The 18455-nt window shown below is 59.2% G+C and carries 19 protein-coding genes and 1 tRNA gene; 16 read left to right on the forward strand and 4 right to left on the reverse strand.

Annotated features, from left to right (window positions below):
- Nucleotides 1–258: 258 nt before the first annotated feature.
- The 3 genes from OGR47_RS02795 to OGR47_RS02805 form a co-directional block, all read right to left on the reverse strand.
- Nucleotides 259–636 (reverse strand): hypothetical protein, encoded by a 378-nt coding sequence (locus OGR47_RS02795; RefSeq protein WP_165051524.1) that lies wholly within the window; start codon nucleotides 634–636, stop codon nucleotides 259–261.
- A 74-nt stretch (nucleotides 637–710) separates the two neighbouring features.
- Nucleotides 711–980, reverse strand: coding sequence for a hypothetical protein (locus OGR47_RS02800; RefSeq protein ID WP_165051521.1), 270 nt, complete (start codon nucleotides 978–980; stop codon nucleotides 711–713).
- Complete coding sequence (locus OGR47_RS02805) at nucleotides 977–1213, reverse strand: helix-turn-helix transcriptional regulator (RefSeq protein WP_165051518.1); 237 nt, start codon at nucleotides 1211–1213, stop codon at nucleotides 977–979. Before OGR47_RS02805 ends, OGR47_RS02800 begins: the two co-directional genes overlap by 4 nt.
- 28 nt (nucleotides 1214–1241) lie before the next feature.
- Here OGR47_RS02805 and OGR47_RS02810 point away from each other — a divergent pair, with 28 nt between their 5' ends.
- The 13 genes from OGR47_RS02810 to OGR47_RS02870 all read left to right on the forward strand — a co-directional run bounded on the left by OGR47_RS02810 (nucleotide 1242) and on the right by OGR47_RS02870 (nucleotide 13150).
- Nucleotides 1242–2015 (forward strand): XRE family transcriptional regulator, encoded by a 774-nt coding sequence (locus tag OGR47_RS02810; protein WP_165051516.1) that lies wholly within the window; start codon nucleotides 1242–1244, stop codon nucleotides 2013–2015.
- A gap of 8 nt (nucleotides 2016–2023) precedes the next feature.
- A complete protein-coding gene (locus OGR47_RS02815) occupies nucleotides 2024–2173 on the forward strand; it encodes a hypothetical protein (protein ID WP_165051514.1) in 150 nt (49 codons plus the stop codon).
- A 189-nt stretch (nucleotides 2174–2362) separates the two neighbouring features.
- Nucleotides 2363–3151 carry a hypothetical protein gene (locus tag OGR47_RS02820; RefSeq protein ID WP_165051511.1) on the forward strand — a complete coding sequence of 263 codons (789 nt, stop codon included), beginning with the start codon at nucleotides 2363–2365 and terminating at the stop codon, nucleotides 3149–3151.
- Between the two features lie 474 nt (nucleotides 3152–3625).
- A complete protein-coding gene (locus tag OGR47_RS02825) occupies nucleotides 3626–3748 on the forward strand; it encodes a hypothetical protein (protein WP_256367628.1) in 123 nt (40 codons plus the stop codon).
- Nucleotides 3749–3850: 102 nt separating this feature from the next.
- Nucleotides 3851–6079, forward strand: coding sequence for a ParB/RepB/Spo0J family partition protein (locus OGR47_RS02830; protein ID WP_165051509.1), 2229 nt, complete (start codon nucleotides 3851–3853; stop codon nucleotides 6077–6079).
- Nucleotides 6076–6300 (forward strand): hypothetical protein, encoded by a 225-nt coding sequence (locus OGR47_RS02835; RefSeq protein WP_165051507.1) that lies wholly within the window; start codon nucleotides 6076–6078, stop codon nucleotides 6298–6300. The genes OGR47_RS02830 and OGR47_RS02835 overlap by 4 nt, the downstream gene beginning before the upstream one ends.
- A 3-nt stretch (nucleotides 6301–6303) precedes the next feature.
- Nucleotides 6304–6807: a single-stranded DNA-binding protein gene (gene ssb / locus OGR47_RS02840; RefSeq protein WP_165051505.1), complete on the forward strand. Its 504-nt coding sequence runs from the start codon at nucleotides 6304–6306 to the stop codon at nucleotides 6805–6807.
- Nucleotides 6808–6815: 8 nt separating this feature from the next.
- Nucleotides 6816–7085, forward strand: coding sequence for a hypothetical protein (locus OGR47_RS02845; protein WP_165051503.1), 270 nt, complete (start codon nucleotides 6816–6818; stop codon nucleotides 7083–7085).
- A complete protein-coding gene (locus OGR47_RS02850) occupies nucleotides 7051–8151 on the forward strand; it encodes a tyrosine-type recombinase/integrase (protein WP_165051500.1) in 1101 nt (366 codons plus the stop codon). The genes OGR47_RS02845 and OGR47_RS02850 overlap by 35 nt, the downstream gene beginning before the upstream one ends.
- Before the next feature lie 182 nt (nucleotides 8152–8333).
- A complete protein-coding gene (locus OGR47_RS02855; protein WP_165051498.1) occupies nucleotides 8334–9341 on the forward strand; it encodes a phospholipase D family protein in 1008 nt (335 codons plus the stop codon).
- A gap of 160 nt (nucleotides 9342–9501) precedes the next feature.
- The gene (locus OGR47_RS02860; protein WP_165051495.1) at nucleotides 9502–10713 is read left to right on the forward strand and encodes an ABC-three component system protein; all 1212 of its coding nucleotides are present in this window, start codon (nucleotides 9502–9504) and stop codon (nucleotides 10711–10713) included.
- A complete protein-coding gene (locus OGR47_RS02865) occupies nucleotides 10710–11198 on the forward strand; it encodes a three component ABC system middle component (RefSeq protein ID WP_165051493.1) in 489 nt (162 codons plus the stop codon). Before OGR47_RS02860 ends, OGR47_RS02865 begins: the two co-directional genes overlap by 4 nt.
- On the forward strand, nucleotides 11195–13150 hold the full coding sequence (locus tag OGR47_RS02870; RefSeq protein WP_165051491.1) for a DUF3732 domain-containing protein: 1956 nt from the start codon (nucleotides 11195–11197) through the stop codon (nucleotides 13148–13150). The genes OGR47_RS02865 and OGR47_RS02870 overlap by 4 nt, the downstream gene beginning before the upstream one ends.
- Nucleotides 13151–13229: 79 nt before the next feature.
- Here the strand turns inward: OGR47_RS02870 and OGR47_RS02875 are convergent.
- A tRNA-Asp gene (locus OGR47_RS02875) sits at nucleotides 13230–13306 on the reverse strand.
- A gap of 170 nt (nucleotides 13307–13476) precedes the next feature.
- Between OGR47_RS02875 and OGR47_RS02880 the strand changes: the two genes are divergently transcribed.
- The 3 genes from OGR47_RS02880 to OGR47_RS02890 all read left to right on the forward strand — a co-directional run bounded on the left by OGR47_RS02880 (nucleotide 13477) and on the right by OGR47_RS02890 (nucleotide 18333).
- Nucleotides 13477–13782 (forward strand): succinate dehydrogenase assembly factor 2, encoded by a 306-nt coding sequence (locus tag OGR47_RS02880; protein WP_165051489.1) that lies wholly within the window; start codon nucleotides 13477–13479, stop codon nucleotides 13780–13782.
- On the forward strand, nucleotides 13779–17318 hold the full coding sequence (gene mfd, locus OGR47_RS02885; protein WP_165051486.1) for a transcription-repair coupling factor: 3540 nt from the start codon (nucleotides 13779–13781) through the stop codon (nucleotides 17316–17318). The genes OGR47_RS02880 and mfd overlap by 4 nt, the downstream gene beginning before the upstream one ends.
- Before the next feature lie 220 nt (nucleotides 17319–17538).
- Nucleotides 17539–18333, forward strand: a complete 795-nt coding sequence (locus OGR47_RS02890; RefSeq protein WP_165051484.1) for a Spy/CpxP family protein refolding chaperone — start codon at nucleotides 17539–17541, stop codon at nucleotides 18331–18333.
- Nucleotides 18334–18455 lie beyond the last annotated feature (122 nt).

Consider the following 18455-nt stretch of genomic DNA (forward strand, 5'->3'; position numbering starts at 1 on the left):
ACGCACGTCGCCCTTGCCGAAAGGCCCAAAGGCGCCGCAGATGACGCAACGATGCGGCGCCGGCGCGAGGGTGCGCGGTACAGTTCGCGGCGCAACGCGCGGCTTGCCCGGCGCGCGCCGAGGGACCGGAACAAAGAGATCGAGATCGCGTTGCATCTTCGCCCCTCTGGAAACGACCCGGGCCGCGACTTTTATCAGCCGCCCGCCGCGGCCCGGCACTCGACGCTACACGCAACGAAACAAGCGCGAGTCGCTGCGCTACGCCGCGCGCCTCACCTTCTTGCGCCGCTCAACGATCGCACGTAGCGCCGCGAGGTGCGCTTCAATCTCGCAAGCATCGATGAAATCAGCGTCGCTATGTCCCGCGCGCGCAATAGCCAGATCATTTTCGAGCTTTCCGATTTCGCGTTCGGCGGCGCGGATGTATTCGCGGCGGGCTTTTTCATAGAGTTTTACACGGATGTCCTTCAGGCGGCCGCGGAACAGATTTTCCAGCGTTCCGGGCGCTTCCTGCATGCGCGCCGCGAGCAGCGGGCGCGCTTCGTCGCGCGTCACGCCGAGCAGCTTGGCTTCGCTCGCCTCGGCGAAATCGAGCCAATTGCGCGCGCGAATTTCGAACCCTTCCACGATGGACATTTTATCCATTCCCTCTGGACGCATCGACGCTCACTCCCATGCGATTAGAGACGCATGGGGGAGATGACGAACACTCACTCACTGAGCCCCGGCGATTGCGGCGCCGCGGTTAGGCATTTGAGCGCGCGGGACCGTAGTTCCGCGCGCTTCTCATTCAGACCTTCGAGATGCTGTACGAACTCCTCGAATTCGCCCGCGATCTCGCCGACGAAATCCGCTTCCTCTTCCGCATCGGCACGGTCCAGAATGGATCGCAGGTCGGAGAGATCGCGCGTGACGCGCACGGCGATATCAGACGCCGAGGCGAGCAGATCGCCGGCGTCAGGTGCGATCGTGCCGTTCATTGCGCGGCCTCCTCAGTCCCGGCGGGCATGGCGGGTGCATCGTTCTTGAAGAGGAAGAAATCGTTCGGCGTCACAGCCCCTTCGGTTGCGGCATAGATGCGTTCGAGAATTTCTTTTTTTGGGAAGCGATCGCCTTGGGCGTACCGCGTGACGGCGGCCTGCGAGATTCGGATCAGCCTACCGAAATCGGCATGCGTGATGTCGTTTTTGGTGAGGTAATCGGCGAGCTTCATGCACATAAAATACCAGACTGGAATAATTATGCAAGAGCAATATACCATTATGGCGTTAGACTGGCGCAAGGGTGCCAATTACCATTTCGGTATGAACGCGCTCAAAAAAATCCGCGAAACGAAAGGCGTCTCTCAGGCGAGGCTGGCCGAGTTGGCCGGCACGACGCAGCCACAGATTAACAGGCTTGAGGCCGCGAAGCGGAAGCTGACGAAGGAATGGGCTGAGCGCCTAGCGCCACATCTCGGCGTCAAGCCAGTTGAGTTGCTATTCGGCTCTGAAGATGAGGCGTCACCGCAAGCGACCGGCGAGGTCGTGAACTCTGACGGGGAAAAAATCACTCTACCAGAGGGTGCCATCGGCGAGGTTGATTCCAGGGCGGGGCTTGGCGGAGGCCAGCACGTGCCGGAGGCTTTCGAGGCTACCGATGAAGGGTGGCGCGTCGTTGACGCTATGAAGCCAGAGCCGTGGATTCTCCCCCCGAGTTTCGTGCGGAGCGGGTTCCGCGCACCTATCTCAAGCATTATTGCTATGACGACGCAGGGTGAGAGCATGGCGCCTACGATCAATCACGGTGATGTGGTCTTTATCGACACGACGCATCAGCGGATTTCGCCGCCGGGCCTTTACGCCATGCGCGACATTTATGGTGAGATCATAGTTAAACGACTTGAGGCTTTCAGAGAAAAAGGGGAGGCCATGGTCAGGATCGAATCGGACAATCCCTCACATGGGGAACGCTTTGAGCGTATCGCCGATATCCAGATAGTCGGACGAATTTGCGGGATGATGAAGCTGGTATAGGGACGGTAATGGGCTGGCAGGGACAACATAACCGAGACGAAGCCGACGAGGCCGAATGGCGCAAGCTGCCGTTGCGTCAGCGTTATGACTGGCCGAGCCTCGCTCTGTTTGGGGCCTTCCTGGGTGGTTTCGTCTATGCGCTTTGGCAGCGTGAGTGACTAGCCGCCCCAGGACCACGGGGCGATCATGATAAATTGTCTAAGGCGGGTATTGTGAGACTCTGAAATGATCTGAAATGTGTCAGGCTGAAATTCCGGCCCGGAATACGTCGCCGCGCAACTGATCCCCGCTTCGGGCGTCGACCGACCAAATATTTTATGCAGAAGCGACAATGGAGTTGGCGACCGGTGTTCGAGCATCCTCAAATACAAGTCTATGCGTTCGAGGGAATACCCGTTGATCAGGACCTGTGCCTGATGGACGAGAAGTGGATGGTAGAATTCGAGGCCGCGCTGATAAAGTCATTAGACGACGAGGGCGACAGCGCATATTCGGTGGGGTATTATTCAGCGGCAATCGCCAGAGCCTTAGACTGCGATCATATTGAATTGTCTTGGTATCCCAACCGAATCGATCGCTTTCATCAGATCCGCGTCACGCTCCCGCGCTCGGCATTCATTACGTGTATAGCGAGCTGGCAATATGATTATGACCCGGTGATTTTCGTCCGTGGCGATTGGCTGTGCAGTCTACATCTTCGATCGCATTCAATATTCGCGCTCGTTGATGCTATAAACGTGAAAAAGGCACTCGCCAGTGGCGTTCTGACCCGCTCGAAGCTGATCGAGCTACGGGACCGCATCGATGAGATTGCCGCGAAAAACCCCTCCGTCGCCTTCATGTCCTTTGCCGACAGCATACTATTGAAAAGCAATTACTTCGTGGGTCAATATGATAGCGGCACTAAGTATACGTATGAGCCAGAGAGGATTCTTTGGCTCCTACCCGAGATAAGGTCTGCCTATGCCGGCGTGTTGGGACTGGATATATATGCAGTCATCACGCAAGGTGGAAATGAATATTATGATGATGCGTTAATGCATCTTTCGAGAAGTGGAAACCATTTCTCTTTCAACAGTCTTGGCCTTCCATTTGCACAGACTCAGGCGATAGAGCATAGCGCGCGCAGCAATTAGGAAAAAAGCACACGATCCAGCAGGCGCCTATCTGGACGAGACTGTTTATCACTCGCTGCGTTTCAAGAGCGGGTTCGAAAAAAATAAGAGACCAAAGTTCCCCTACGAATTCGCTATGGTAACGGGGTCAAGCTATTATTACCCCGTTAGCTTCGAGTTGCTGTCTGATAGTCTAGAACCATCCGCATAAAGATCGTAGGCCTTCTGCCTCGATCGTTCATCTCACACTCGGGGCTTAAGAACCGCGCCCCTAGAGAGCAGGCTAAATAATCGCCTGGTCATTAAAACTCGACCCGATTCTAACCGGTATTTTCGCGCTAGCTAGCTCGACTGGGCCTAGGGGGAGGTCTTCCTCCTTTTGTCTTTTCGCCGGAACGCCAAGCTCCATGCCATAATGGCATTGACAGAAAAAACCAAAATGGTATCGTCTCTCCACGACTGCCAGTAAATTCCGCTGCAGCCTGGAGGACTAAGATGCACATTCTGACCGACAACCAGTTCGTGACGTTTCTTGTCACTACGCCCTGCCTCATCCTCGCCGCCGGCTTTGCCGCGGGGCAGTGGCTATTCCGCGATCTCCTCACTCACGCCGAATAGGACCGGGGCGCCATTTGCCGCTCGGCCGGCGACAAGCCTCTTTCAGTCGCTCATCAATACAAGCGCGAAAGCGAAAGACCATTTCGCAAATCGGATTTTCCAATGACCACAACGCTCCCCCTTTCGAGCATCACGCGCATTTCGCCGCTCAATCCACGACGCGGAACAGACGACGTCGCCCAGCTCGCCGCAACATTCGCCGCAATTGGCCTCAAGCAGGATTTGATCGTTTGGCCGACGCCGGGGAAGCCCGGCGAATATGAAGTGCTCGACGGCGGCCGCCGCTGGCGGGCGTTGACGCAGCTTGCCGCCGAGGGCGGTCCGGCGCCACGCGGCTTAGGCGATTTCGACGCCATTCCGGTCGAGATACATGAAGGCGACGAAGCCTCGGCGCGCCTTGTCGCGCTCGCCGTTTCCACGACTTCGCGCTCCTTGCATCCCGTCGACGAATATGAGGCCTTCTCCGAGCTTGTCTACGCGGGCATGCGTCTCGCCGATGTCGCCAAGGTCTTTCACGAAACCGAAAAGCATGTCCGCCAGCGCCTGGCGCTCGCGGCGCTCGCCCCGCGCGTGCGGGAAATGTGGCGCAAGGGCGAGATGTCGCGCGAGGCGGCGGAGGCCTACACAATCGCGCCGCTGGAGGCGCAGGAGGCGCTGCTCGACGATTGGGCCGCGCGTGCGCCCCACAAGCTCGATGACGCCTTCGCCATCCGCGCCGCGCTGCGCGGCGACGCCATGGTCGCAAGCGAGCCAGTCGCGAAATTTCTCACCGCCGACGCCGAGCGGCTGGAGGCTTATCTCGAAGCCGGCGGCCGCGTGCTCGACGATCTCTTCGCCGAGCGTCCCGGCCTGCGCGATCCTCGCATCGCAATTCGGGTCGCCAATGATTGCCTGCGCAAAGAGGCGGAGCGCATCGCGGCGGCCGAGGGCTGGGGCTTTGGCCTTGCGAAGGGCGATCGCGCCATCTTCGGCGGCATGGCCGATCCGCCGTTCACCGACGACGAGGACGAACGGCTGAACAAAATCGACGACGCGCTCGAAGAGGAGGGGGCGGACTACATCGCGCTCAATGAAGAGCGCGAAAACATCTTCGCGGCCGCGACGTTGCGCGCTTTCTCTCTCGACGAGCGCGCGCGCGCCGGCGTTGAGGCGTGGCTGAATAGCGAAGGACTGATCTGCTTTTCCCGCGGCGTCGCGCTCCCCGACGAAGCCGCGAGGGCGCCCGGCGGCGATGGGCCAGAATCGCCGCCGGGCGAGAGCGGGCACAAGCTTGCGCTCGCAGATGAACACGCTGAGGCCGAAGATGTTCCGAAGCCTCTCGGCGAGCTTGGCAAGCAGCTGCGCGCTGTCATCGACGTTGCCGCGACGGCGGCATTGCGCGACGCCACGCGCCAACGGCCCGATATCGCCATGATGCTCGCTGTTGCGGCGCTCGGCTGCCAATACGGCGTCTTCAGTATCGGCCTGCGCCCCGTGCAATCGCATGAGCCGGAAGACAATGAGCTGCTGAAGCGCATCCGGCCGCTCAATTTCCCCGATGCGCTCGCCGCATGCGCCGCGGCGTCGACTTGCGATCTCACTGTCGCCTTCGCGCGGATCGTGGCCGCGGGGATCGAAACGCAAGGCGTCGGCTTCGACGCGATCGGCGTTCTGTTCCGCAACGTGGCCGAGCGCGGCGGAGACGTGACAGGCGCGCTCTTCCGCGCCGTCGATCGCAAGGCCTTCTTCGAGGCCGCCGAAAAGGAGCGCACGCTGCGCGTCGTTGGCGCGCTGATCGGCCCGGCCGAGGCCGGCCGCGTGAAGGGCTGGAAGAAAGACAAGCTCGCCGAATATGCGGCAACGCTCTCGAAAGAGCAGGGCCATCTGCCGCCGCCCTTTTCAAATTGGATGGCCTTCCCCACGCGGCCAGGCGCGCTGGAAGAGGCGATCTATTCCGAGCGAGAGACGCCGCTCGCGGAGGCGATGCGCGATGCGATCGACGCCGACGAGGGCAAAGCGGCGCGGCCGGCGCGAAAGGCGAAGAAACAGCCCGCTCCATTCGACGCGAAGATCGCGGAAGCCTGTTCCGCCTATCCGGCCCTGGGCCGGTTCCTGCGCAGCCAGGTTCACTTCGGAAACGAGGCGCTCGACGCCGGTCGCCTGAAGGCCAGCGAACTTTACGAGGCTTATTCCGCTTTCGCCCAAGCGAACAAATCGAAACAGGCCGCCCTTCGCGAATTCGGCGAAGTCATCGCCGCGATCGGCGTTGAAAAGAAGCGGTTCAAGACGGGCGTTCATTACCTCAACATCGCGCTGCGTGATCCGCAGCCAGCAATGAAAGGGGCGCAATGATGGAACGGCTCGCTCTGCAGCATGCCGACGACTCATTCGGCGTCCTGTCCGAAGGAACGACGCTCGAACAGGCGCAAAGGGAGCGCCTCTTTGCCGATATCGACTCGCGTATCGTTCGCGTGTCTCTCACGATCTTGGAAACGGTCTTCGATCCGAAGCTCGAGCCCGCCGCCGACGCGCCCGAGCGCTGCCCGCAATGCGGCCGTAAGTTTGCGGAGTAGGCAATGGCTGGAAGCGTCAACAAAGTGATCCTCGTTGGCCGCCTGGGCCGCGATCCCGACGTGCGCACGACGCAAAGCGGCCAACTCGTCATCAGCTTCTCTCTCGCGACGGACGAGACATGGCGCGACAAGAATTCCGGCGAGCGCAAGCAGAGAACGGAATGGCACAACATCGTGATCTTCAACGAGGGCCTCGCGAAGATCGCCGAGAGCTACCTGCGGAAGGGCTCGCGGGTCTATGTCGAGGGCATGCAATGCACGCGCGACTATACCGATCGAGACGGGAACGCGCGCAAGGTCACCGAGGTCGTGTTGAAGCAATTCCACGGCGAGCTTTGCTTGCTCGACGGCGGCTCCCGCTCCGCGCCGGACGAGGGCAGCTACGGGACCGAGTCGACGCGCGGGGCGACGCAGCAGCCGAAGCGCTATGACGATCCGCGCATGGCGATGGGGGAGGAAGCGCCTCAGCGCTTGGCGGATCAGCTCGATGACGACATTCCGTTTTGAGGCGCCAGATGAGCGTTCGTGCCCCCATCCGTCAGCATGATTTGACGAGAGCCATCCGCGCCCTTGCCGCCGCCGGCATGCCTGTAGCGGCCGTTCGCCTCGACGCGAGCGGCGCGACGATCTTGACGAGCGTGACGCCGGGCGCTCTGCTATCGGCCGGAGATGGGCTGGGTGGCGCGATGGCCGAGACAACGGCCGACGCGGCGCTCGCACGGCTTGACGCGTTGGACGCGGCGGAAACCCATGGGAAGCATCAAGATACCCTATTACCGGGTTAAGCGCGGCAACGGCTTTTGGGAGCCGACGCGCGAGATGCGCGAGGCCGGGTTGGAGCCGCTCGCCTGCGGCCCCGACGGCCCGGATGCCTGGTCGAAGGCGCAAGCCCAAAACGCGCGATGGAAGGCGATCAAGAGCAAGGTCCGCGCGGCGACGCCGACGCAATTGGCTCCGCGAGGATCTCTCGACGAGGCGTTCCGCCGCTATCGCGCGACGCCGGAATGGTCCGCCAAGGCGGAGCGCACGCGAGAGGACTGGGATAGAGCCTGGAAGCATATCGGGCCGATATTCGGGCCCATAGCTCCCTCCGCGGTCACCCTGGAGCTCATCAGCCGTTTCCGCCTGCGCGTCGAGCGCGACGTCTCGATCCGCGAGGCGCATCGCTGCATCAAGATTTGGCGCGCTCTTTGGCGAGTTGCGGCCGCCATGGGCTATTGCCAGCGCGACGCCGATTCGTCGCTTGGCATTCGAAATCACGAACCAAAGCGCCGGCAGGAACTCTGGACGCACGCGGAGGCCCGTCGTCTTGCGAAAGCAGCATGGCGCAGCGGCTATCATGGCCTCGCCGCCATCATCGCGGTCGCATGGGATTCGAGCCTCTCGCCGGTCGACGTGCGCGCCCTTACGCCGGGGCAACGCACGGCGCCGGATGTCTTCTCCGTCTCGCGCGCAAAAACAGGCCGGGCCGCTGCCGCGACGCTCTCGCGGCCCGCGCGGCGTGTCTTAGACGCCTATCTCGCAAGGCTCGGAGCGGAGATCGCGCCGACCGCGCCGATTTTTCGGAACCGCTCCGGCGCACCCTACAGCAAGGACACGCTTGGCGACGATTTCCGCGACATCCGGGAGATGGCCTTTGGGGCAGGGGAGCGGCGCACGCTCGCTGACTTCCGCCGCAGCGGCGCCGTCGAGGCGCTACGGGGTGGGGCGGGGGCGGAGCAAATCGGCGCAAAGCTCGCGAACGATTTCGCGACCAGCACGAACCTGCAGAAGACCTACGCGCCAGTTGATTTGGAGACGGTGAGAAAGGTGGATGAGGCGCGGAAGCGGGCAAGGTTTAGAGGCGAATAAAATTACGGGCGCCAAAAATCTTCCGGAGTGCGTTTCATCCAAAGCGGTCATTTCGAGCGGGCATCTGATCGTGAAGCAAGGTTTAAATGTTGCATACAGTTCTTCCCGCGTAGTTCTCACCTGATCTTTGCGGCGGAGTAACAAGCGGGCTCACCGTAGCTAATTATCAGGGAGTAGCTGGAGTGGCAAAATTTCTTACTGGTTCAGACCTCAGCTCGAAAATTCTTGATCTGCTATCCTTCGAGCATGTTCAGTGCGCTGTTGCATTCTGGGGAGATGGAGCCGCTAAGATTCTAAAAGAGTCTTCACCAAAACATTGGAAAACCGCGAGGATAATATGTGACCTGTCGATGGGCGGGACATACCCACCGGAATTAGAGAAGCTAGGAGCACCTGGCAACGAGAAGCTCCGCTATCTGAACGGGCTTCACGCTAAGGTATACATATCTGACGGAGGAGCTGTCATCGCGTCCGCCAATATGTCCTCTAACGGCATTGGCTTCGCGGAACGAGGTCAAGCAGGACTCATCGAAGCGGGGACGTTTCACGCCCGTGAAGAGCCTGCGTGGGACGAAATAACAAGTTGGTTTAATCGAGCATTCGCAGATGCAAAGCTAATTGACAAAGACGCGCTGGGACTCGCTTGGCGGCGTTGGTCACCTCCAAAAGGTGCCGGAAAAACCAAGTGCATTGCGCGCACGGACTCGCTTTTGGACATGGTCCGGGTGAATCCAGAATTATTTGAAGACATTGGGTTCGTTTTCGTACGATACTTGAGCGATAAAGTCGAAATAGAACGCGCTCGTCGGTCGTTAGGGAAAGTGCACCCAGCGAAGCGTAAAGAGATAAATGAATGGCCATCTAGCAATATATTCGCCGGTTGGAGCGAATCCGAAATAAGAAGATGGCCGTCAACTTTTTTTGAATTCTGGATGCCCGGAGAAAAACTGTCAATAATGGCGCGCGAAGTGGCTTATTTCAACCACGATGACGGCGCGGTTTTTGCTAAATCGGCATGGCAGGCAGTAAAGGCCAGGCTTGATGGGGCACTGCCAACAAGGAATGCGATTGCTAAGGCAGACGGCAAAATTGCCAAGATAATAATAGAGCGCAGCGACGAGGGGCAATTGTTTCAATCGCCAGACGAGCTGTGGAAAGTCCTTGTCAAACTTCAAGCGGACAAAGGCTAGCTGTTTTCTCATTCCGGGCTCGCCGACGGGCGACGACGCCGGATCTTAATTTAACCATAAGGCATTTTTTCAGTGCCAAACGGGTTGTAATCTGGAAAAGTCGAGTTAATATTTCAAGTTAATTCGTGGATATTGATCCGGCTGCTTTCGGAAACGCGCTTTGAGTGAAAACGCTCCTTCTTCTCCGTTCTCTGCGGCCGAGCAGGGGCTAGGATATATATATCAGGCGCGTCTAGCGCTTCTCAAGCTTTTGAGCTTTCCTGAAAGCAGTTGCGTTTTCATCGAAAAAGATGACGACGTTGAGCTTCTCGATGAAGCAGGAAGGCCGTCCTTAGCGTCTCTCAAGCATAAGGCAGTCGGCGAGACCTTGACTGATCTTTCGCCCGATTTCTGGAAATCTGTTCGGATTTGGCTGACGGTCTATAATCGCGATGGGCGCATCGCTTCTGGTGCCAGATTCTTTCTTTTCACTACAGCGGCAGTTGCGAATACGTCGTTGCTCAGCGTCTTCCTAGAAGGTGCGAAACCTCCGGAAACCCCTGTGACCACGCTGATGAAGGAAGTGCTTGAAAAAAGCACCTCAAAAACCATCATCCCTATCCGAGAAGAGCTCGGGAAACTGGAAGAACAAGAATTCGAAGATTTTCTGTCACGCGTAGTGATTTTCGATCGTAGCCCCAGAATAACTGAGGTGCCACAACTGATCGTAGATCAGCACCTGCGAACCGTAAGGCGCGAGGTTCGGCCTTTCGTGTTTGAGCGTTTGGAAGGCTGGTGGATAAATAGAGTCATAGAAATGCTTTCAGGTAAGAGCGCGGAAGGGGTTTTCGGTTATGAAGTTTCCGATAAGCTACTCAGTTTCGCGGAAGAGTACAGATCAGACAACCTTCCGATAACATTTCGAAACAAGGTTCCAGATAGTAAGATCGATGCAGAAAGCGATCCGCGGCTTTTCGTCGAACAGTTGCGCTTTATCGGCTTAAACGCAATTAGAATTCAAAGGGCAATTGTAGATTATTATCGAGCGTTCGAGCAGCGCTCCAGCTGGGCGCGAGAAAATTTACTTATTTCTGGGGAAATTGAAGAGTATGAAGATAGGCTTGTCGACGAATGGAGTCGCTACAAAGAGGTTATATTCGAACGCCTAGACGACGACAGTGGAGAAGAGGCTTGCATTGCGGCTGGCCGAGAACTTTACAAGTGGGCAGAGTTTGAGACAGATAGATTGAGGATTAGGGAGAGGGTGACCGAGCCATATGTGGTGCGTGGTTGCTTCCATATCCTGGCAAATGTGCGGCCGACACCGCGCGTTTTCTGGCATCCGAGATTTCTTAAGCGGCTTGAAGAGCTTTTCACCGAGGCGGTGGCATGAAACGGTGGGATCAGCGACCTATAGAAATAAGAAATCTTTTCAATCCCGCGTTTTGTGGGTTAACGCTTTTCCATGCGCTGAGGGGATATGAGGATGATGATGTGAGGGGGATGCCTTTTTCATTGTCATTACTCATCTTGCCGTTATGCCTTCAGAAAGAATCGCGAGAGATTTTCGCGCGATCAAGCAGAAGCTACCTCCTTAAAATTATCGAAGCTAACCCGCAGTTGCTTGTAGGATTTGCACAGCGCGTGACCGATTTGCTTCCATTTACGTTTGAAGCTCAAGGGTTGCTAATGCATTTTGATTGTTTTGAGGTGGCGGCAGACGGGCGATTCAAGACTAAGGCTGAGCGTGTGCGTAAATCTATAACTGGCACTGATGAGACCAAGGCCTGCCAGAGAACGGCAAGATATCTTGGGAAAGAGTTCGCTCGGATATCTGACAGGATGACCATCTATACCTCATTCGGTATCAGGCCATGAAAATCAAGTCCATCCACATCTACAGCCATGATGGTCGACGCAGAGACGTTACGTTTAACGTAAACGGGCTAAACATCATCACTGGCCGCTCCTCGACGGGCAAATCAGCTCTCTCTGAGATAATCGAGTATTGTATGGGTCGATCTACCTTCAATATTCCAGAGGGCGTAATACGTGATCGAGTCTCGTGGTTTGCTGTAATCTACCAGTTTGAAGGGGAGCAAGTGCTTGTCGCCAAGCCATCGCCAGGGCCAAAGCATAGTAGCTGCAGCCAGGCGATGATTCGTCGGGGGAACGAGATTTTCATTCCAAAATTTGACGAATTAGTCGTGAACGACGACGATGATGCTGTGGTGTCATTGCTCTCAGGCCTTGTTGGTATCCCGGAGAACAGGACAGATGTTCCAATTGAGAATAGTCGCGTTAGTTACGATGCCAATATAAAACATGCTATTTATTATTTATTCCAAAAGCAAACGATCATTGCGAATAAGGATCAGCTATTTTACCGGCAAAACGAAGCTTATCAGCCGCAGGCCATCAAGGACACGCTGCCAATTTTATTGGGGGTTTCTTCAAGAAAAAAATTTGAACTTGAGAGTAAATTAAGAATATTACAACGGGAGCTGAGACTGCATTCCAAACTTTTGGAGCAGGCCAGGAATGCAATCGAGACGTCTGAGGAAAGAGGTTTGGGCCTTCTTTCGGAAGCCATTGGGGTGGGAATCTTGGCTTCAGATCAAGATGCGGGCCAACCCATGTCGGAGCGTCTCCGAACAACTCTTGGATGGAAGCCCACGCCTATCCCGGAGGACGACGGCCAGAGAATCTCGGCGATTGAGAACGATCTTGTATCTTTGAGGCAGCAGCGGCGCGAGGTTCAAAAAAGGATCGACGCGGCTCAGCAATACGCAAGGCGTGCGGCGGGATTCGAGACCGAGGCCGTCGAGCAGAGAGATCGTCTAAATTCGATTAAGGCTCTGCCCGTGAATAAAGAAACGGGTGCGTGGCAATGGCCATTCACTGAGGCAAATTTGTCGTTGGGGAGCCCAATTGCGAACGTATTGCTCGCAGAATTGGAGGCTCTGGACCACGAGATATCTCTGGTCACCGGCGAGCGACCGAAATTGGACGCATATCTTTCGCAAGAGCTGGAAAATGCTGAGCGCCTGGTTGCTAAAATTAGGGAAAAAGAGATCGAACTTTCGGCCGCAATAGCTGCTAACGAAATGTTGGCCAGTATGGAAAATCGAAACAATGCGGCGTCGAGGGTCGTCGGGCGAATAAGTCTCTTTTTGGAAAATCTAACGTCCTCTGGCGAGCTTGTTCGTTTGGAGGCAGAGGAAAAGCGTTTACGTGCCAAAGTCGAGGACATTACGAGTAAGATCGGCCTCGACGATTCTGACCAGAGGTTAGCGTCTACGCTGAATTGCATATCGGCTAATATGTCAGCTTACATATCGGCGCTCGGAGGGGAGTTTGGTCAGTACCCGGCCCGGTTTGATTTGCAGAGCCTGACTGTTGTTATTGATCGTCCCGGTCGACCCATTTACATGCCGCGCACGGGAGGTGGTGAAAATCATCTAGCATACCATCTGGCCGCGCTATTGGCGTTACATGGGTTTGCCGCCAACAATCGTCAGCCGCTTCCACGGTTTCTCCTTATTGACCAGCCCACGCAGGTCTATTTTCCTTCGGAGGCGGTCTACAAAGAGGCGGGAGGTTCGATCGAGAGAACGGAGATCGATGCCGATCTTGAGGCAGTGCGCAAGTTATTCGAAGTTCTTCGAGATTTTACAACCACCGACGCGCCCGGTTTTCAGATCATTGTCACCGAGCACGCGAACCTCCGGGATGAATGGTTCCAAAAAGCGCTTGTCGAAACGCCTTGGACCAAGCCACCCGCTTTGGTGCCGGATAATTGGCCAGATTTACCCGACAGTCCGGCCTAGGCCGTGGCGAGTTTTCGGAACGCATTCCGAAAAATTGCCGGAACGCTTTTCGGAACCGGGTACCAAGTGGCTGATTTTATGGCGAGAGAGACGGGGCTCGAACCCGCGACCTCCGGCGTGACAGGCCGGCGCTCTAACCAACTGAGCTACTCCCCCGCGCGGCGCGTTGTTCGCGCGAGGACTGCGGGATAGGGCAGCGGGATTTGGATGTCAAGCGCTTGTCGCAGGAAAGGCGCCGAGCGCTTTTCTTTCCCGTCGCGCTGGGATAAGCCATGCCGCATGGCGATGCCCGGTTTCCCTAGCGTCGCGGCGAAAAGACCCCGTTCATGATAGATTATCCACAGGCCGGCGACGATCGGCCGAGCGAAAGCGACATCCGCCGTCGGCGTATCCGGGTTCGCGCTTGGCGGCGCGGCATGCGGGAGCTCGACATCCTCATCGGCGGCTTTGTCGACGCCCGCATCGACGCGCTCTCCGAAGCCGAGCTCGACGAGCTCGAAGTCCTGCTCGATCTTCCCGACGCGGAGCTGTTGAGCTGGCTCGCGGGCGGCGCCGAGCCGCCGCAAGAGCGGGACACGGCCCTACTTAAGGCCATCATCGCCTTCCACACGCACGACGGACCGATTCATTGAACAAGACGGCCCTGAAGACCAAGGGCGCCGCTAGCGCGCTGGAGAGCGCGCGGGCGCGTCTCGCCAAGGGCGAGAAGCTGCTGTTCGCCCATGCGCCGGAAGGCTTCGACGCATTTCTTTGCGCCGATCTCGCCCGCGCGCTGGCGCGCGAGGCCGAGGGGCGCCCGGCCGTCTTCGTCCATGTCTCGCGCGACGCGGGCCGTTCAGCGGCCTTTAGAGACGCGTTGCGCTTCGCCAATCCCGATGTCGAGGTTTTGGACATCCCCGGCTGGGACTGCCAACCCTATGACCGCGTCTCGCCGCACGCCAATGTCGTCGCACGGCGCATGACCGCGCTTTCGCGGCTGGCGCGCGCCAGCTCCTCCGCCGAGCGCCCGCGCATCGTGACGACAACGGCGGATTGCCTGCTGCAACGCGTGCCGCCGAAGAAAATGGTCGCGGCGGAAAGCTTCTCGGCCGCGCCGGGCAATGTGGTGAAGCTCGACGAGCTGGCGTTGTGGCTGGAGGCCAACGGCTTTCTGCGCGCCAGCACGGTGCGCGAGACCGGCGAATACGCCCAGCGCGGCGGCTTGATCGATCTCTTTCCGCCGGGCATGCCGGCGCCGATCCGTCTCGATTTCTTCGGCGACACACTGGAATCGATCCGCAGCTTCGATCCCGAGACGCAGCGCGCCACCGGCCAATTGCGCGCGCTCGATCTCACGCCGATGAGCGAGTTGCGGCTCACCTCCGACACCATGCGCCGCTTTCGCCAGAATTATGCGGCGCGCTTCGGTGGCCAGACGCGCGGCGACGCGCTTTACGAGGCCGTGAGCGAGGGCCGGCGCCATCACGGCATGGAGCATTGGCTGCCGCTCTTCTATGAGCGCATGGATACGCTCTTCGATTATCTCGGCGACGCGCCCTTGATGCTCGACGCGCTGGTCGAAGAAGCGGCGCGCGAGCGCGTGAAGCAGGTCGCCGATTATTACGACGCCCGCAAGGAGGCGCACGACCTCGATCCCGCCAACTCCAATTACAAGCCGCTGGAGCCGAGCGCGCTTTATCTGAAACTGGATGAGTGGCGCGACGCGCTGGCCGAGCGCGCCAACGCCCAATTCTCGCCTTTCGCCTCCGAGCGCGCCGACGCCGTCGATTGCGGCGCGCGACCGGGCCGCGATTTCGCACCCGAGCGCAACGAGCCGGAAGTGAATGTCTTCCAGGCGGCGGCGGATCATGTGCAGACGCTGCGCGGCGCCGGCAAGACGGTCGTCGTCGCCGGCTGGTCGGACGGCTCCTGCGAGCGTCTCGGCCATGTGCTGCAAGAGCACGGGCTCAAGGAGCTTGCGCTCGTCGGCTCTCTGCCAGCGGCGCTCGCCAAAGGGCAGGGGGGCGTCTCGCTCGCCGTGCTCGGCGTCGAGCATGGCTTCGAGACCGACGCTTATGCGCTGGTGGGCGAGCAGGACATTCTCGGCGATCGTCTCGTGCGCCGGCGGCGCAAGCGCAAGGCGGAAAATCTCCTCGGCGAAGTTGCGGCGCTCACGGCGGGCGATCTTGTCGTGCATGTCGATCACGGCATCGGGCGCTTCGTCGGGCTGGAGACGATCACCGCCGCCGGCGCGCCGCATGATTGTCTGGAGCTGCATTACGCTGGCGGCGACAAGCTCTATCTGCCGGTCGAGAACATCGAGCTTCTGACCCGCTATGGCGGCGAAGACACCGACGCGCAGCTCGATAAATTGGGCGGCGTCGGCTGGCAGACGCGCAAGGCGCGGCTGAAGAACCGCATCCGCGAAATGGCGAAGGGCCTCATCGCCATCGCCGCGCAGCGGCAATTGCGCCAAGCGCCCAAGCTCATTCCGCCGGAAGGCGTCTGGGACGAATTCTGCGCACGCTTCCCCTATGACGAGACGGAAGATCAGCTCGCCGCGATCGAGGCTGTTCTCGACGATCTCGCGTCGGGACGGCCGATGGATCGGCTCGTTTGCGGCGACGTCGGCTTCGGCAAGACGGAAGTCGCGTTGCGCGCCGCCTTCTGCTCGGCGATCAATGGCAAGCAGGTCGCGGTCGTCGCGCCGACGACACTGCTCGCGCGCCAGCACTACAAGACCTTCACTGAACGCTTCGCCGGCTTGCCGATCAAGATCGGACGGCTGTCGCGCATGGTGGGAACCGCGGAAGCGCGCGAGACCAAGAAGGAGCTTGGCGAAGGCAAGGTCGAGATTCTCGTCGGCACGCATGCGATTTTGGGCAAGGGCGTCAATTTCTCCGACCTCGGCCTCGTCATCATCGACGAAGAGCAGCATTTCGGAGTCGGCCACAAGGAGCGCTTGAAGGAGCTGCGCGCCGAAGTGCATGTGCTGACGCTTTCGGCGACGCCCATTCCGCGCACGCTGCAACTCGCTATGACAGGCGTGCGCGAGCTTTCGCTCATCACCACGCCGCCGGTCGATCGCCTTGCCGTGCGCAGCTTCATCTCGCCCTTCGATCCGCTGATCGTGCGCGAAGCCCTGCTGCGCGAGCGCTATCGCGGCGGACAGGCGTTCTTCGTCTGCCCGCGCATCGAGGATCTGGAAGCCGCCGCCGCTTTCCTGCGCGAGAATTTGCCGGAGGCGAAATTCGTCATCGCACATGGGCAGATGAGCCCGAGCGAACTCGAAGACAAAATGTCGGCTTTCTATGACGGCAAGTTCGACATTCTGCTGTCGACGACGATCGTCGAGTCTGGCCTCGATATTCCTTCCGCCAACACGCTCATCGTGTGGCGCGCCGATATGTTTGGCCTTGCGCAGCTTTATCAATTGCGCGGGCGCGTCGGCCGTTCCAAGACGCGCGCTTACGCGCTCTTCACCACGCCGGCCAATCGCACCATCACGCCACAGGCGCAGAAACGTCTCGAAGTGCTGCAATCGCTCGATACGCTCGGCGCCGGCTTCCAGCTCGCGAGCCACGATCTCGACATTCGCGGCGCCGGCAATCTGCTCGGCGACGAGCAGTCGGGCCATATCAAGGAAGTCGGCTACGAGCTGTATCAGCAGATGCTCTCGGACGCGATCACGCTGCTCAAGGCGGGCGTCGAGGAACCAGAAGAGGAGGTGTGGTCGCCGACCATCGCCATCGGCGCGCCGGTGACGATACCGGAGGATTACATCCCCGATCTCACCCTGCGCCTGCAGCTCTACCGGCGCCTATCGACCCTGGAGACCGACCACGACATCGAGGCCTTCGCCGCCGAGATGATCGACCGCTTCGGCCCCATTCCGCCCGAGGTCGAGCAGCTTCTTGAAATCGTCGCGATCAAGGCGATGTGCCGCCGCGCCCATGTCGAGAAAGTCGATGCGGGACCGAAGGGCGTCATCATCGCCTTCCGCGACAATCTCTTTGCCGACCCGGCCGGGCTCGTGCGCTATGTCGCGGAGCAGGGCGCCTCGGCCAAGGTTCGGCAGGATATGCGCATCGTCTTCATCCGCGAATTCGACACGATGAAGCAGCGTCTCGCCGGCACGCGGCGTATCCTGCGCGCGCTCGTCGGCATTGCGGAGAAAAAGCCGAGCTGACGCGCGATTGGTTCTTCTGCTGCAACGTTTCTGATAGCGTTTCGTGCGGCCGCTCTCGAGCGGCCGCATTTGTTTTAGGCTTTGAAATTTGCCGCCTCGCGACCGATTTGACACGCGACAATTCGCGGGGCGCCGCCGAACGGCGTTCTGTGGCATTGTTTGGGTTGGCGCGGCGGCCAGGACGTATGCTTTGCGGATCAAGAACGTGAGGGAGAGAAAAATGAGAGCTTCGGCCCTTTTCATGACGACAGGCGCGACCGCGCTTACGCTCGCCTGCAGCTTGGTTCTGGCGCGCGCCGAGCCAATAGACCATTCCGCGCATGGAGCCGCCGCGCCTGCGCCAGTTCAATGGGTCGACCCCGGCAAGGGCCAGGCTCCGACCGCCACCATCGCTCAAGCGCCAACGGGAGATGCGTCGAAATCAGATGAGCACGCGGGCCACCATGGCGCCGGCGAAGGCATGGGCGGCATGGATCACGGCGGCGGCATGATGGGCGGCATGGGTGGCATGATGGGGGGAATGGGCTCCGGCGACGGCATGGAGCATGGCGCTGGCGGCGGCATGATGGGCAAGATGATGCACAAGATGATGTGCGGCTTCGCCGACCATCTCGACGGACGGCTGGCATATTTGAAGGCCGAGCTGAAGCTCACCGACCAGCAGCAGTCGGCGTGGAACAGTTTCGCCGACGCGTGGCGCGCCGCGGCGCAGAAAGCGAAAACGATTTGCGCGGCTCCCGAGGAGGCGCCCGATCAGTCCAAATCGCCTGTGCTCGCCAAGCTCTCCATGATGGAAAAGCACATGGTGAACCATCTCGAGATCGTGCGCGCGCAAAAAGCGGCGATCGAGCCGCTGTTTACCGCGCTTTCCGACGAGCAGAAGAAGATCGCCAGCGAAACCATGACGAGCATCATGAAGGTCGGCAAGTCCATGGGCGACGGCGGCATGATGGGTGGGATGATGGGCGGCATGGGCGGCATGATGGGCCACGGCGGCGGTGGCATGCAGCACTGAGATTAATCTAGCGCCCGCCGTCATTGCGAGCGAAGCGAAGCAATCCAGAGCCACATCGCGGCGCTGGATTGCTTCGTCGCTATGCTCCTCGCAATGACGGCGGGCGCTTGCATTTCTTTTCT

This window comes from Methylocystis sp. MJC1, assembly GCF_026427715.1.
Taxonomy (GTDB): Bacteria; Pseudomonadota; Alphaproteobacteria; order Rhizobiales; family Beijerinckiaceae; genus Methylocystis.